The sequence below is a fragment of the Nocardia sp. CDC160 genome (assembly GCF_035818795.1).
Lineage (GTDB): Bacteria > Actinomycetota > Actinomycetes > Mycobacteriales > Mycobacteriaceae > Nocardia.
The window spans coordinates 1,393,395-1,408,623 of the sequence record NZ_JAYKYT010000001.1 but is presented as its reverse complement, the minus strand read 5'-3'; the positions used below and the strand labels follow the sequence as shown (position 1 = coordinate 1,408,623).

The following is a 15,229-nucleotide window of genomic DNA, read 5'->3' as shown; positions in this document are numbered from 1 at the left end:
GCCCCCTATCCCGAGATCCGGATGCCGGGGTTGACGCCCCAGATGGCCAAGGTCATGAACAGGTCGGCGAAGACGACCGCGATGATGCAGAGCTTGATCGCGCGACCGGCCGCCACACCCACGCCCTCCGGGCCGCCGGAGGCGAAAAACCCGTAGTAGCACTGGATGAACGTGGTGATCGCGACGAAGAGGATCGCCTTCAGCAGTGAGTACAGCACATCGTGGGGGATCAGGAACTGATAGAAGTAGTGCTGGAACGTGCCTGTCGCGGTGCCGCCCACCAGGGCCACGGTCAGCGAGCAGGAAATGTAGGCCAGCGGCAGCGCCAGGCAGTACAGCGGCACGATGGCGATCATGGCCGCGATCATGCGGGTGCTCACCAGGTACGGAAGCGGCCGAATGGCAACCGATTCCAGCGCGTCGATCTCCTCGGAGATGCGCATGGCGCCCAGCTGCGCGGTGAACCGACAGCCCGCCTGCGCGGCGAAGGCGACGGTCGCGAGCAGCGGTCCGAGCTCACGGGTGGTGGCGAAGGCCGAGATGGCGCCGGTCAAGGGACTCAGGCCCAACAGGTTCAGCGAGGTGTAGCCCTGAATGGCGACGGTCATGCCGCCGAACGCCGACAGGATCAGCACCACGCCGATGGTGCCGCCACCGACGACGAGATTGCCGTTGCCCCAGGTGACGTCGGACAGCAGCCGCCAGACTTCCTTGGGGTAGTGCTTGAACGCCATCGGCATGGAGCCGACCGAGCGCAGGAAGAAGAAGACCTGGTGGCCGATGCGGGCCAGCCAGTCGCGCGGCGCACCGGCCGCACCCTTGAACCGTTGAAGCGGCCGCAGCAGCGGCGGTACATACGTTGCTGACACGACTCAGACCACCTGCGGCGGGAAAAGGGAGTTGTAGAGCTGCGTGATGATCAGATTGACGCCGAAGAGCATGACCGCCGACATGACCACCGCGGTGTTCACCGCATTGGCGACACCGCCCGGGCCGCCCTTGGCGTTCAGGCCCGAATCGCAGGCGATGATCGCGGCGAGCAGGCCGTAGATGAGCGACTTCAGCAGCGCCACGATCAGGTCCGTGGTGACCGCGAACGACGAGAAGGTCCCGATGTAGGAGCCCGGGGTGCCGTTCTGGGCGAAGATATTGAAGACGTAGCCGGTCAGGAAGCCGACGAAAACCACGAAGCCGCACAGCAGTACCGACACCAGCATGGCCGCGCCCAGGCGGGGGGCCACCAGGCGGCGCATGGGGTCGACGCCCATGACCCGCATGGCGTCGATCTCCTCGCGGATGGTGCGGGAGCCGAGGTCGGCGCAGATGGCCGAACCGACCGCGCCGGAGATCATCAGCGCGGTGACGAGGGGCGCGCCCTGCTGAATGATGCCCAGGCCGTTGGCCGCGCCGATGAACGAGGTCGCGCCGACCTGCCCGGCGACCGAGCCGACCTGAATGGAGACGATCACGCCGATCGGGATGGCCACCAACAGGGTTGGCGCGGCCGCGACATTCGCCATGAAGGCGCACTGCCGGATGAACTCCTGATAGGGGAACCGGCGGCGAAAGATCGCGATGAAAAGTTCGGCGACCGCCGACACGCCCATGGTCATCATCCGACCGCCGGTTTCCAGCGATCGTTTCGGATGATCCTGCCAGTACCCCTTGGCCCAATCCACGGCCGCGTTCATCCGTGACGCCGACGGTGGACTCCCCTGGTCCCCCGGGCTCGTGGTCAACTGCACTGACTACCCCTCTCGACGCCGGGTTACCCGCCTCCGGCGACTGTTTGCTTGACGCACCTTACTACGGAGTTAGTAAAAACACATCACCGATTGTGGTTCCGGTCATAGACCCGGATCACTTTCGTCGTATAGCTGTGAACAGCCACATCAGGGTTGGTTTCGCGCCCAAAGAACCTGGCAGAGATCTAGAACTTGTTCTAGTTTTTCACTATGTACCGGCAGATGTGAACATCTACCGGGTAACAATTTGTAGGAACAATTTTATTGGAATTCGATAGCGCTTGCGTATTGTTCCGATATCTCCATCCAACTAGGTATCCGTGACGAACCTCGGCAGGACACGGCTCGGCAACATGTGGCAGTACAAGAGGCAACCGGGCTCGAATACTGACAGGATGAGTAACCGCAACTCGAGATTCGCGCGGCTTCCGACGTCTGGAGGGACATGATCAAGAAAATCGCCGGGGCGGCCGGTACGTTCGCCGTCGTCCTGGGCACCGCGTTCTTCGGCATCGGAGCCGCCCACGCAGATCCCGCTCCCGCCGTCATCGGCGGCGGCTCGGGGATCATCATCGACGATCAGTTCGAATGCACGGTGACCACCGTCGGCCACGACGGCGCGGGCCGCCTGGTCGGCCTCACCGCCGGGCACTGTGGCGACGCCGGGGCCAAGGTCTGGGCCGAAAAGGACCGTGGCGCAGGTCAGATCGGCCAGTTCGTCTATTCCAACCATGACCTCGACTACGCGGTCATCCAGTTCGATCCGGGCCGCGTCATCCCGGTCAATCGGATCGGCAATGTCACCATCACCGGGCTCGGGGGCCCGCCGGGATTCCCCATGATCGTCTGCAAGGAGGGCCGGACCACCGGCAATACCTGCGGCATCTCCTGGGGTGACGTCTTCGACACCAGCGTCGAGACCTGGAGCCAGATGTGCGTGGTGGAGGGCGATTCCGGGGCGCCGGTCGTCGTCGGCACCACCCTGGTCGGCATGGTGAACGCCTACCTGGCGGTGGCCTGCTTCGGGCCCGAGGTCGGCACCAATATGAGCTCGATCATGGCGGACCTCAACGGCCGCGGTGGCATCGGCTCGGGGTACTACCCCATCTGAGCGAAAGGCAGTGAAAAGGGCGGTGATTCGCGAATCACCGCCCTTTTCTGTATCTACCGGGTGCTCGATCTACAGGGTGTTCACGCAGACGACGACCTGGCGCTCGTCGTAGACGTAACCCTGGTTGTCCCCGGGGCAGTCGTCGACGCTGGTGGTGTTCTGCAGAATCGACACCACCTTCACGCCGTCGGTGGCGGTGCGGGTGGTGCAGGGAATCCGGTGCGCGACATCGGTGCCCACCTCCATGCAGTCGCCGACCACCCAGTCGATGGTCAGGCACAGGGCTCCGGTCTCCACGCCATTGACGGTCTCGTAGTAGACCTGGTCGGCGCCCTTGCCGCACTGGGCATTCTGCGGGGCCTTGCCGGTCACCTTGTAGTTGGCGTCCTGGCTGCCGCAGGTGGCCTTGTCGATGGTGGCGTCGGTGGTGGTGCCGCCCAGCTTCACGCAGTCGCCGATATTGGCGTGGAAGTCGGTGTGGCCGCCGCGGTCCGCGCGCGGGGTGGTGGTCGGCACGCCGGAGCCGGGCTTGCCCGGGGGTTTGGCCGGGGTGGTGAGCGGGGCCTGGCTCGGGAGCAGGTTGTCGCCGGGGGCCGCGACGGGATTGCCGGTGACGGTGGTCCCGCAGCCCGCGAGCAGCAGGGCGGCGGCGGAGATCGCGGGGAGGGCGATCCGGGCGGAAAGCTGCTGACGCAACACGGAAGAGTCCTATATTTCGAAACAAACAGATTTGACTTCGCGCCCATGCATATCACGTCGGGCACACGGGAGATCGAACCGAGGTGGCGAACAATTTCGTGTAGGCACTCATGAGCGGCGACATCCTGGAGCGTTATGCGCGGTGGCGGCGCGGGCGGGACGGCGATCCCTTCCGCGTGCGCATTCCCGCGCTGGGATCGGTGCTGTTCACCGGCACCCCGGACGGGGCGCGCGAGGTATTCCGCGCACCGGTCGACCTGCTCGAACCGCCGCTGCCCAATCCCATCGAACCCATGGTGGGCGCGGCCTCGCTCATTCTCGCGCGCGGCGGGCGCCATCGGCGCGAACGGGCGCTGCTCGCGCCCGCCTTCCATCGCAATCGAATCAGCGCCTACGGCAACGCGATTCGCGAGGCCGCGCGGGCGGAGCTGACCGGGGAGCGCACCGGGAATCCGTGGCGGCCGGGCACCCGCGTGGACGCCCGGGCGGCGGCGCGGGCCCTGACCCTGCGGGTGATCCTGGCGGCCGTGTTCGGCATCGACGAACCGGTGCGACGGGCCGAATACACCGCTGTGACAACGGATTTCCTGGAGTCGTTCGGCAGCACGCTGTTCCTGGTCCCGGCCCTGCGGCGCAATATCTTCGGACTGTCGGGCTGGGAGCGATTCAGCGCGGCCCGGGATCGGCTCGACGAGCTCATCGATGCCGAGGTGGCGCGGCGGCGGGCGGACGGGGGCGGCGGGAACGATCTGCTCGCGCTCATGCTCGAGACCCGCTACGAGGACGGCACCGCCATCACCGCGGAGGATCTACGGGAACAATTGCGGACCTTGCTGGTGGCCGGACACGAGACCACCGCGACGGCGCTGGTGTGGGCGCTGTACCGGCTGCACCGCACGCCGGAGGCGCTGGCCCGCCTGCTGGACGAATTGGATTCGGCCGCAACCGTTTCCGATCCCGCGGAGCTGATGAAGCTGCCGTATCTGGACGCGGTGTGTCAGGAGACGCTGCGGCTGCATCCGCCGGTGCCGATCGTATTGCGCAGGCTCACCGGTGATTTCACGCTGTGCGGGGTGCCGCTGAAGGCGGGGGACACCATGGGGATTTCGATGCATCTGCTGCACACCGACCCCGAGGTGTGGACGGACCCGCACCGATTCGCACCGGAACGGTTCCTGGAGCGGCGCTACAGCCCGTTCGAATTCGCGCCGTTCGGCGGCGGACATCGGCGGTGTGTGGGCGCGGCGCTGGCCGACTTTGAACTCCGGATTGTGTTGGCTACTGTACTGACCAGCGTGCGGCTGCGGCTCGCACCGCGCTTCGCGCGCGGGCCCGCACCGCTGTCGGTACCGCACACCATTACCGTCGGTCCCCGCACCGCGATCACCTTCGACGTTCAACCCTGAAGCGGCATAAGTGATTTGACTCACAGTAACGTTTCGACGTGTGCGTGCGGCGAAACTGGCCGCAGCGGTGTCACTTTCGGGGAATCGCCGATGCCATCGGCGCATACGCGCCACCCCCGCATCCCACCCGCAGACCTGTGACGTGGCACACACCAAGAGGTCGGTATGCATAACCGGCAGAAGCCAATTGGCTTGCCTGACCGATCACTGTAGTAATGGACGCGGGGTTGGGACTTACGCGGGTGAACTGTGCCCGCAATCTGAGTGTGAACGAAGATCTGAGAGGACCGAGCTGTGCGCCATACCCGCTATCGGAGAACGGGACTGATCGCCCTCGCCGCCATCGCGGCGACCGGAGCAGTGGTGGCGGCACCGGCGTCAGCGACCCCGCTATGGCCGGGCGGTCCCGATGTCCCGGGCGTACCCTCCGCGGTCATGCCGCAGCCCGAACCGGGCTCGCTGCCCACCGATCCGAATGCCAAGGCGCCGATTCCGCCCGCCAACTTCGCGGCCCCGAACATCAGCCCCGGCGACGGGGACGTGGTCGGCGTGGCCATGCCGGTCATCATCAACTTCAAGGACCCGGTGAGCGATCACGCCGCCGCCGAGAAGTCCATTCGCATCACCTCCACCAACAAGGTGACCGGCCACTTCTACTGGATGGGCGACAAGCAGGTGCGCTGGCGGCCCGAGGACTTCTGGCCCGCCGGGTCCAAGGTGACCGTGCAGGCCGGTGACACCAAGGTGGCCTACGAGATCGGCGACGAGTTCATCGCGACCGCCGACGACGCCACCCACGAGATCACCATCACCCGCAATGGCGAGGTCATCAAGACCATGCCGACCTCCATGGGCAAGAAGGGGCACGAGACCCCGAACGGGACCTACATCGTCAGCGAGAAGAACCGCAAGATGATCATGGACTCGTCCACCTACGGGGTGCCGGTGACCGCTCCCGAGGGCTACAAGCTCGAGGTCGAGTACGCCACCCGCATGTCCAATAGCGGCATCTTCGTGCACGCCGCCCCGTGGAGCGTTGCGCAGCAGGGTGTTTCCGACACCTCGCACGGCTGCCTCAACGTCTCCACCGAGGACGCCAAGTGGTTCCAGGAGAACGTGAAGAAGGGCGACCCGGTCATCGTCAAGAACTCGATCGGCACCTTCAGCACCTCCGACGGCTGGGGCGACTGGAACTAACGCTTCGCCGCCTCCCACCTCGAAGGCCTCGCTCGAACGAGCGGGGCCTTCGTCGTGCAATGGAATGAAAGTCCCAAGAGTTGGTCGTGCGTTCACATGATTTTGGTCACGTAATCGTTTGAGTAACCGTACTATTCGCCCATGTCCGCGCCGACTGAGGGTGTGACCGGTGAACAGTCGGTGGCGGGAGCCGCCCGACAGTTAAGCGAGTTACCATCCGGAATTAACCAGACATTTGCACGAGATCGCAAGGCTGCGCGGGTGCGAAGTTGGCCCGAACGAGTACTCCCGACGCCCCCGGGGCGCGGGTGGCGAAGCAGACCCTGGCAGGACTATGCGCTGTTCGTCGTGCTGGTCGCGCCGAACCTGATCCTGTTGGGCGTCTTCGTCTATCGCCCGCTGGCCGACAACATTCGCCTGTCGTTCACGGACTGGAACATCTCGGCGACGAGCCTGTCCTACATCGGGTTCGACAACTACACCGAATGGTTCCAGCGCGACGACTCGTGGCAGATCGTGGGCAATACCGTGGTCTTCACGGTGGCCGCGGTGCTCGGCAGCATGGTGCTGGGCCTGGCGCTGGCCATGCTGCTGGACCGCAAGCTGTTCGGGCGCAATGTGGTTCGCTCGGCGATCTTCGCGCCCTATGTCATCTCGGGCGCGGCCATCGGCGTGGGCTTCCAGTTCATCTTCGATCCCGGCTTCGGCCTGGTCCCGGATATCCTGGCGCGCCTCGGGATTCACTCGCCCGACTTCGCGCAGAATCCGCACTGGGCACTGTTCATGATCACGGTGACCTACATCTGGAAGAACCTGGGCTACAGCTTCGTCATCTATCTGGCCGCGCTGCAAGGGGTTCGGACCGACCTCATGGAGGCCGCCGAGATCGACGGCGCGAGCCGCTGGACCACCTTCACCCGGGTGCTGCTGCCGCAGCTGCGGCCCACGACCTACTTCCTGTCGATCACGGTGCTGCTCAACTCACTGCAGGTCTTCGACCTGATCAATGTGATGACGCGCGGCGGGCCGATCGGCACCGGCACCACCACCATGATCTACCAGGTCTACCGCGAGTCCTGGGTCAACCAGCGCGCCGGATACGGGGCGGCGGTGGCCACCATCATGTTCCTGGTGCTGCTGCTGGTGACCGTGGTGCAGGTGCGCATGATGGACCGAGGGGACGAGAAGTGAACCGGCTCAATGCCAATCGCGAGTTGTTCGCCAAGATCTTCGGCTATGCCGCCATGGCGTGCGTTCTGATCATCGTGGGCGTCCCGCTCTACTACATCCTCACGCGCTCGTTCATGGCGCACGCCGAGGTCTACTCCCAGCCGGTCAGCTACTGGCCGAAGACCTGGCTGGGGTCGAACTACCATGACGCCACCACCGTGCTGCCGTTCTGGCAGTTCCTGCGCAACTCGATCATCGTGACCGCCGTCGTGTCCACGGTGAAGTTCGTGCTGGGCGTGCTCAGCGCCTACGGTCTGGTCTTCCTGCGCTTCCCGTACAAGAACGTGCTGTTCCTGACGATCATCGCGGCGCTCATGGTGCCCAACCAGATCACCATCATCTCCAACTACGCGCTCATGGCCCAGGCCGGACTGCGAAACACGTTCGCGGGCATCATTCTTCCGCTCTGCGGCGTCGCCTTCGGCACCTTCCTGATGCGCAATCACTTCCTGTCGCTGCCCAGCGAGGTCATCGAGGCCGCGCGCATGGACGGCGCGGGCTGGTGGCGATTGCTGACCCGGGTGGTGCTGCCCATGTCCGGGCCGACCATGGTGGCGTTCGCGGTGGTCACGCTGGTGAACGAATGGAACGAATACCTGTGGCCGTTCCTCATGGCCGACGACGCGCGCGTGGCCACGCTGCCGGTCGGCCTCACCCTCCTGCAGAACACCGAGAACCCCAGCGTCACCAACTGGGGTCCGGTCATGGCCGGGGTCATCCTGACCATGCTTCCCATCCTCATCGTCTTTCTGGTGCTCCAGCGCCAGATGATCAAGGGCCTCACCTCCGGTGCGGTCAAGGGCTGAGCGTCCGAAAATGAAGTCCCAGAAGGAGATTCCCGTGTCCGATTCTCGTCTCCCCGCGCTGTCGCGCCGCGGGTTTCTCGGCCTCGCCGGTGCGGCCGCGGGCGCGGTCGCGCTGACGGCGTGCGCCGGTTCCGGTGGTGGCGGCACCAAGGGTGGTGATTCCAAGACGATCACGTTCTGGTCCAACCACCCGGGCACCTCCAAGGACCAGGAGATCGAACTGATCAATCGGTTCCAGGCGAAATACCCGGACCTGAAGGTCAATCTCGTCGACGCGGGCAAGAACTACGAAGAGGTCGCGACCAAGTTCAACGCGGCGCTCTCCGGTGGCGAGCTGCCCGACGTGGTGATCCTGTCCGACGTGTGGTGGTTCAACTACGCGCTCAACGGCACCATCGAACCGCTGGACAGCCACTTCTCCTCGGCCGGGGTGAACGTGTCCGACTACGTGGACACCTTCGTCGGCGACTACAAGTTCAATGGCAAGACCTGGGCGCTGCCGTACTCGCGCTCGACCCAGATCTTCTACTACAACAAGGATCTGTGGTCCAAGGCCGGACTGCCCGACCGCACCCCGAACAGCTGGGACGAGTTCGACGAGTGGGGCCCGAAGATCCAGAGCGTGATGGGCGGCGGCGAGAAGTGGGCGCACGGCTGGGGTGACGCCAAGAACTACCTGGCCTGGACCTTCCAGGGTCCGTGCTGGACCTTCGGCGGCGCGTACTCCGACGAGTGGAAGCTGAAGTTCAGCGACCCGGCCACCATCAAGGCCGGAAACTACCTGCGCGACTCCATCAATACCAAGAAGTACGCCAGCATTCGGCCCACCTACGCGGTCGATTTCGGCAACGGCATCATCGGCTCGGCCATCGGCTCCACCGGTGACCTCAAGAGCATCAAGACCAATGCCGAGGGCAAGATCGAGTTCGGCACCGGCTTCCTGCCGCACCCCAATGGCGCGGGTGCCACCACCGGTGGTGCGGGCCTGGCGATTCCGTCGCGGATCAGCGACGCCCGCAAGGAGAACGCGCTCAAGTTCATCGATTTCATCACCAACGCGGCCAACACCGCCTACTTCTCCCAGGCGACCGGATACATGCCGGTGCGCAAGTCGGCGGTGAACGATCCCAGCGAGCAGGACTTCCTGGCCAAGAACCCGAACTCCAAGACCGCGATCGACCAGCTGGCACTGACCAAGCCGCAGAACTACGCCCGCGTCTTCGTGCCGGGCGGCGACCAGATCATCGGGACCGGGCTCGAGCAGATCGGCCTGCAGAACCGGGATGTGGCAAGCGCTTTCGGCGACATCACCAACCAGCTGCAGACCATTATCGACCGGCAGATCACGCCGAAGCTGCCCAAGTAACTAGCGAGCGAGGAGACGCGCCAGCATGGCGACTGTGCAGTTCGAGGGTGTTTCCCTCACCTATCCGGGTGCGCCCGGCCCCGCGGTCGACGGCCTGAGCCTGGATATCGCCGACGGCGAATTCCTGGTGCTGGTCGGGCCTTCGGGCTGCGGCAAGTCCACCAGTCTGCGCATGCTGGCGGGTCTCGAGGCGGTGACCGCCGGGCAGATCCGCATCGGCGGACTGGATGTCACCGGCCTGCCGCCGCGCTCGCGGGATGTGGCCATGGTGTTCCAGAGCTACGCGCTCTACCCGAATATGACCGTCGCCGAGAACATGGGCTTCGCGCTGCGCAATGCGGGCATGAGCAAGGCCGACACCCTGGTTCGGGTCAAGGAGGCGGCGGCCATGCTCGAGCTCGAGGAGCTGCTCGACCGCAAGCCCGCGCGGCTGTCCGGCGGCCAGCGCCAGCGCGTAGCCATGGGACGGGCCATCGTGCGGCGGCCGCAGGTGTTCTGCATGGACGAACCGCTGTCGAATCTCGATGCCAAACTGCGGGTTTCGACCCGCTCGCAGATCGCGGCGCTCCAGAAGCGACTCGGCACCACCACCGTCTACGTGACCCACGATCAGGTCGAGGCCATGACCATGGGGCATCGGGTGGCGGTGTTGAAGGACGGCAAGCTGCAGCAGATCGCCGCTCCCCGTGAGCTTTACGCCGATCCCGTCAATACCTTCGTGGCCGGATTCATCGGCTCACCGGGCATGAATCTGCTCACCGCGCCGGTGCGCGAGGGCGAGGCCGTGCTCAACGAGCTGCGCATTCCGCTCCCGCGCACGGTCGAGGGCAAGAATGTGGTGGTCGGCATCCGGCCCGAATCCTGGGAGGTCACCACCGATCCGAGCAATGCGCTCCCGGTCGAGGTGGAACTGCTCGAGGAGTTGGGCTCGGAATCGTTCCTCTACTCGCACGGCATCGCCGACGAATGGTCCAGCCGCTCGGGGCGGGTGGTCGCGCGGGTGGATCGCCGCTTCCGAGTGGCGCTCGGCGACCGTCTGTACTTGACTCCCAAACAGGATGAATTGTTCTTCTTCGATGCGGAAACCGAAGCGCGCCTTCGCTAATAGAGGGCTGGTCGCGTTCGCGACCACCGCTGTCCTGAGCCTGCTGCCGGGGTGCACCCCGGCGGCAGCTCCGACCCATGCCGCGCCGCTGCTGTTCGCGCACCCCGGCGTGCTGGTCTCGCGCGAACAACTCGACTTCGCCAAGCAACAGGTGGCGGCCGGGGCACAACCGTGGAAGGGCGCGTTCGACCAATTGGTCGCAAGCCCCTACGCCGCACTGGATCACGCGCCCGTGCCGCGGGCCGTGGTGGATTGCGGCTCGTACTCCAAGCCCGACAATGGCTGCACCGACGAGCGCAAGGACGCGGTGTCGGCCTACACCGACGCCTTGGCCTGGTATCTGACCGGTGACAATCGCTACGCGGACAAGGCGATCGAGATCATGGACGCCTGGTCCGGCACCGTCACCGATCACACAAATTCCAATGCGCCGATCCAGAGCGGTTGGGCGGCGTCCATCTGGACTCGGGCGGCGGAGATCATCCGCTACAGCCACGACTGGCCCGGCGCGGGTCGCTTCGGGGACATGCTGCGAAACGTCTACCTGCCCAAGGTGATCAATGGTTCGCAGTCCAATGGCAATTGGGAACTGGTCGAACTGGAGGCCACGCTCGGCATCGCGGTCTACACCGAGGACCGGCCCACCTGGGACAAGGCCGTCTCCATGTATCTGGATCGGGTGCCCGCCTACATCTACCTGTCCTCGGACGGTCCGATGCCCAGGGTCTCGGCGCGCAGCAACCTGCGCACGCCCGAGGCCGTGATCAAGTACTGGCAGAACCAGTCCGTGTTCGTGGACGGGCTGGCCCAGGAGACCTGCCGCGACTTCGAGCACACCGGCTACGGGCTCTCGAGCATCGCCCATCTCGCCGAAACCAGCCGCATCCAGCATGAGGACCTGTACCCGCAGGTCGGCGACCGGCTGCGGGCGGCATTCGAGTTCCACGCCAAATACCAACTGGGCGAACCACTCCCGGCCGATATCTGCGGTGGCAAGTTCGACAAGAAGCTGGGCCCGATCACCGAGGTCGCCTTGAACGCCCTGCACAACCGCATGGGTCAGGATCTACCCGAAACCCAGCGGCTGACCGATCAGCTCCGCCCCGAGGGCGTCCTGATGTTCAGCCTCTGGGAGACCCTGACCCACGCCCAGAATCCCAACTAGCCGCTCACCAGATCTTCACGCGCTCAGCGGGATCCAGGTAGAGCTCGTCACCGGGTTTCACGTCGAACGCCTCGTGGAAGCTGTCCAGGTTGCGCACCACGCCATTGCACCGGAACTCCGGCGGCGAGTGCGGATCGACGGCCAGGCGGCGAATGGCCTCCTCCGGGCGAGCCTTGGTGCGCCACACCTGCGCCCAGCCGAAGAACACGCGCTGCAGCCCGGTGAGATCGTCGAGGACGGGGGATTCCTTACCCGCCATGGCGATCTTGTACGCCTCCAGGGCGATCGAGAGTCCGCCCAGATCGCCGATGTTCTCACCGATGGTGAACTCGCCATTGACCTTGTGGTCGTCGGAGAGGTCCTTGGGGGAGAACTGGTTGTACTGGGCGATCAAGGCCTTGGTGCGCTTGGCGAATTCGGTGCGATCCGACTCGGTCCACCAGTCGACCATATTGCCGTCGCCGTCGTACTTCGAGCCCTGATCGTCGAAGCCGTGGCCGATCTCGTGGCCGATGACCGCGCCGATGCCGCCGTAGTTGGCGGCGTCGTCGGCGTTCATATCGAAGAACGGCGGCTGCAGAATGGCCGCGGGGAAGACGATCTCGTTCATGCCCGGGTTGTAGTAGGCGTTCACCGTCTGCGGGGTCATGAACCATTCGCCGCGGTCCACCGGACCGCCCAGCTTGTTCAGGTCCCGATCGTGTTCGGCGGCATAGCCGTTGCGGTAGTTGCCCACCACATCGGTCGGATCGATGGTGACGGCGGAGTAGTCGCGCCACTCATCCGGGTAGCCGATCTTGGGGGTGAACTTCTCCAGCTTGGCCAGCGCGGCCTGCCGGGTGTCCGGACCCATCCACTCCAGCCGGGAGATATTGCGGCGGTAGGCCTCCTGCAGGTTCGCCACCAGCTCGACCATGCGGGCCTTGGCCTCCGGCGGGAAGTGCCGGGCCACATAGAGCTTGCCCACCGCCTCGCCCAGCAGGTCCTGCACCAGCGACACCCCGCGCTTCCACCGCTCGCGGTTCTCCTGCGCGCCGGTCAGCGTGCGGCCGTAGAAGTCGAAATTGGCCTCGACCAGGGCGGCGGTCAAGTACGGCGCGCGAGCCTTCACGACCCGCCAGGCCGCCCAGGCCTTCCAGTCGTCCAGCGATTCCGAGGCCCAGGCCTGGGCGAAGGCGCGCACGTAATCCGGCTGGCGCACCACCAGTTCCGCGAACAGCTCCGGGCCGGAGCGATCCAGTCCCGCGGCCAGCGCGGAAGTCCAGGCGGTCCAGTCGAATTCGGGATTCTCGGCGACCAGATCGTCGAAAGTGACGAGGTTGTAGCTCAATTCGGCGTCGCGTCGGCGCACCACATCCCAGTGGCCAGCGGCCAGCTTGGCCTCCAGGTCGAAGACCCGCTGCGCGTCGTAGGACAGCCCCGCGAGCTCGAACATGTGGCGGATGTGGGCGACGTACTTCTCGCGGATCTCCGCGTACTCGTCCTTGTGGTAGTACGACTCGTCGGGCAGGCCGATGCCGGACTGGGTGGCGTGCACCAGGTAGCGGGTGGAGTTCTTGTCGTCGGTGTCGACGTAGAAGGCCAGCGCGCCACCCACACCGGTGCGCTGCAGGCGGCCGATGAGCGCGGCGAAGTCCGAACGGTCGGACACGGCGGCCACGGCGGCCAGCTCCTCGGCGATCGGGCTCAGGCCCGCGGCCTCGATGGCGTCGGCGGCCATGAAGCTGTTGTAGAGGTCGCCGATCTTGCGTTCTTCGCTGCCGGGGGCGGCGCCCGAGGCCGCGGCGTCCTGAATGATCTTCTGCACGTCCAGTTCCGCCTGGTCGTACAGCGTGCGGAAGGCACCGTCGACCGCCCGGTCCGCCGGTATCTCGTAACTGTCCAGCCATTTGCCATTGACGTGCGCGAACAGGTCGTCCTGCACCCGCACATCCGCGTCACGGAAGGACAGGTCGATACCGGAGGGAGGCGTCAGCTGCGAAGTCACGCACCCCAGTATGCCCACTCCGGTGGCACACGGCCGGGCGCTGTGAACTTCGCACCCGTGCGTTCACGATCGGTGAACGCACCTAGGCGGGAAGCGGCACCCGGTCGAATTCTCCGTCGCGGACCCCGGCGACGAAGGCATCCCATTCGCCGGGGGTGTAAAGGAGGGTGATCCGTTCGTGCGTGAGAGTTGTGTGGCCGTCCGCACCGGTCTCCGCGATGAGCGCGGTGCGGTGGATATGGCGGCCCAGCACGGCGTCCAGGAATGTCATCCATTCGGACGCGGTGACGGTGATGATGGGCTCGTCGTCAAGGCGATGTTCCGGATTGCGCCGGTACTTGCTGTCGCGGATGAGCACCGCATCACCGTCGAATCGAACCTCCACGCACTGATTTCCGTTATTGGTACGAGACGACGTGAACCAGCCGGTGGATTTCGGCTGGTACTTCGCGGTGGTTTGCATGGGCAGCATTTTACAGTTACGCATGCGTCTCCTACCCTTGCGAATAGCGTTTGATCAACTCCAAAGATTCTGCGCGACCGAGGGATTGGTCCAGTGCACGCACAAATGCGAACCGCAGATCGCGAATCTGCTCCGGATCCTCCACGGCCCCACCGAAAACCGCGCTCTCCACCCAGGTGAACGTGGGCAGATATTCGGAAGCGAAATCCAGCAGATGAAAACTCGACCCGCCCAGCAGTGCGCCGCGGGTCGCGGTGAACGGAATCACCCGCACCGAAATGGAATCCAGTTCGTCCAGCAGTGTTGCCAGATGTTCGAGTTGCCCGCGCAATACTTTCGGGCCGCCGATCTGTTGCAGCAGCGTTGCCTCGCCGATGACCGCGGTGAGCTCCACCCGGTCATCGCCGCGTAATCGCTCCTGCCGCCGGAGTCGTACCGCCACAAGCTGTTCCACCTGCACCGGCCGGATCATGACGTCGGCGCTGATGAGCGCGCGGGCGTAGTCCTCGGTCTGCAACAGCCCGGGCACCACCAGGGAGTCGTAGCTGCGAATACTCTCCGCACCCAGTTCCATGCCGTAATACCGTTGCAGCTCCGGCCCGATCAGCACGGAGTACTTGGCCCACCAGCCGCGCTCCTTGCTCAGCGCCAGCAGTTCCAGCAGCTCCTCGCGCTCCTCGCCCTCCACCTCGAGCAGCTCCAACACCGGGCGGATGGTGGTCGCGGTGAGCACGCGGCGACCCTTCTCCACGTGCGACCAGTTGGCCGGAGTGAAGCCGACGCGCTTGGCGAAGGTCGCCGAATCGAAGCCGCGTTGCTCGCGCAGTTCGCGCAACCGCAGGACCAGCTCCCACCGGGCGACCGTGGGCGAGACGGGTGCCATGACCAGCGATCCTACGCCCGCCAACTCGCGGGCGTGTGACTATTGTCATAGCGATTACCCGGGCAT

At 65.2% G+C, this 15,229-nt stretch carries 14 protein-coding genes; 8 read left to right on the top strand and 6 right to left on the bottom strand.

Features of this window, described 5'->3' with window-relative positions; all coding sequences use genetic code 11:
• Positions 1 to 5: 5 nt before the first annotated feature.
• Together VMT40_RS06275 and VMT40_RS06270 are read right to left on the bottom strand one after the other, a co-directional pair.
• On the bottom strand, positions 6 to 869 hold the full coding sequence (locus tag VMT40_RS06275; RefSeq protein ID WP_326312772.1) for an ABC transporter permease: 864 nt from the start codon (positions 867 to 869) through the stop codon (positions 6 to 8).
• Between the two features lie 3 nt (positions 870 to 872).
• On the bottom strand, positions 873 to 1,691 hold the full coding sequence (locus VMT40_RS06270) for an MlaE family ABC transporter permease (protein ID WP_326356963.1): 819 nt from the start codon (positions 1,689 to 1,691) through the stop codon (positions 873 to 875).
• A 499-nt stretch (positions 1,692 to 2,190) separates the two neighbouring features.
• Between VMT40_RS06270 and VMT40_RS06265 the strand changes: the two genes are divergently transcribed.
• Positions 2,191 to 2,856 carry a serine protease gene (locus VMT40_RS06265; protein WP_326356962.1) on the top strand — a complete coding sequence of 222 codons (666 nt, stop codon included), beginning with the start codon at positions 2,191 to 2,193 and terminating at the stop codon, positions 2,854 to 2,856.
• Between the two features lie 69 nt (positions 2,857 to 2,925).
• Here the strand turns inward: VMT40_RS06265 and lppU are convergent, their stop codons facing one another.
• The gene (lppU, locus tag VMT40_RS06260) at positions 2,926 to 3,555 is read right to left on the bottom strand and encodes an LppU family putative lipoprotein (RefSeq protein ID WP_326356961.1); all 630 of its coding nucleotides are present in this window, start codon (positions 3,553 to 3,555) and stop codon (positions 2,926 to 2,928) included.
• A gap of 110 nt (positions 3,556 to 3,665) precedes the next feature.
• On the opposite strand from lppU, the gene VMT40_RS06255 reads away from it, so the two are divergent.
• The 7 genes from VMT40_RS06255 to VMT40_RS06225 all read left to right on the top strand — a co-directional run bounded on the left by VMT40_RS06255 (position 3,666) and on the right by VMT40_RS06225 (position 11,830).
• Positions 3,666 to 4,961: a cytochrome P450 gene (locus VMT40_RS06255; RefSeq protein WP_326356960.1), complete on the top strand. Its 1,296-nt coding sequence runs from the start codon at positions 3,666 to 3,668 to the stop codon at positions 4,959 to 4,961.
• A gap of 294 nt (positions 4,962 to 5,255) precedes the next feature.
• Positions 5,256 to 6,158 (top strand): L,D-transpeptidase, encoded by a 903-nt coding sequence (locus VMT40_RS06250; protein WP_326356959.1) that lies wholly within the window; start codon positions 5,256 to 5,258, stop codon positions 6,156 to 6,158.
• Positions 6,159 to 6,419: 261 nt separating this feature from the next.
• Positions 6,420 to 7,349: a carbohydrate ABC transporter permease gene (locus VMT40_RS06245; RefSeq protein WP_326356958.1), complete on the top strand. Its 930-nt coding sequence runs from the start codon at positions 6,420 to 6,422 to the stop codon at positions 7,347 to 7,349.
• Between the two features lie 53 nt (positions 7,350 to 7,402).
• Positions 7,403 to 8,194 (top strand): carbohydrate ABC transporter permease, encoded by a 792-nt coding sequence (locus tag VMT40_RS06240; protein ID WP_326357219.1) that lies wholly within the window; start codon positions 7,403 to 7,405, stop codon positions 8,192 to 8,194.
• Positions 8,195 to 8,228: 34 nt separating this feature from the next.
• Positions 8,229 to 9,560, top strand: a complete 1,332-nt coding sequence (locus tag VMT40_RS06235; RefSeq protein WP_326356957.1) for an ABC transporter substrate-binding protein — start codon at positions 8,229 to 8,231, stop codon at positions 9,558 to 9,560.
• A 25-nt stretch (positions 9,561 to 9,585) separates the two neighbouring features.
• A complete protein-coding gene (locus VMT40_RS06230) occupies positions 9,586 to 10,665 on the top strand; it encodes an ABC transporter ATP-binding protein (protein WP_326356956.1) in 1,080 nt (359 codons plus the stop codon).
• Positions 10,637 to 11,830: an alginate lyase family protein gene (locus tag VMT40_RS06225; RefSeq protein WP_326356955.1), complete on the top strand. Its 1,194-nt coding sequence runs from the start codon at positions 10,637 to 10,639 to the stop codon at positions 11,828 to 11,830. Before VMT40_RS06230 ends, VMT40_RS06225 begins: the two co-directional genes overlap by 29 nt.
• Positions 11,831 to 11,834: 4 nt before the next feature.
• Here VMT40_RS06225 and VMT40_RS06220 read toward each other — a convergent pair whose 3' ends face one another.
• The 3 genes from VMT40_RS06220 to VMT40_RS06210 form a co-directional block, all read right to left on the bottom strand.
• On the bottom strand, positions 11,835 to 13,817 hold the full coding sequence (locus VMT40_RS06220) for a M13 family metallopeptidase (protein ID WP_326356954.1): 1,983 nt from the start codon (positions 13,815 to 13,817) through the stop codon (positions 11,835 to 11,837).
• An 82-nt stretch (positions 13,818 to 13,899) separates the two neighbouring features.
• Complete coding sequence (locus VMT40_RS06215) at positions 13,900 to 14,280, bottom strand: DUF397 domain-containing protein (protein WP_326356953.1); 381 nt, start codon at positions 14,278 to 14,280, stop codon at positions 13,900 to 13,902.
• A 31-nt stretch (positions 14,281 to 14,311) separates the two neighbouring features.
• Complete coding sequence (locus tag VMT40_RS06210) at positions 14,312 to 15,163, bottom strand: Scr1 family TA system antitoxin-like transcriptional regulator (RefSeq protein WP_326356952.1); 852 nt, start codon at positions 15,161 to 15,163, stop codon at positions 14,312 to 14,314.
• Positions 15,164 to 15,229 lie beyond the last annotated feature (66 nt).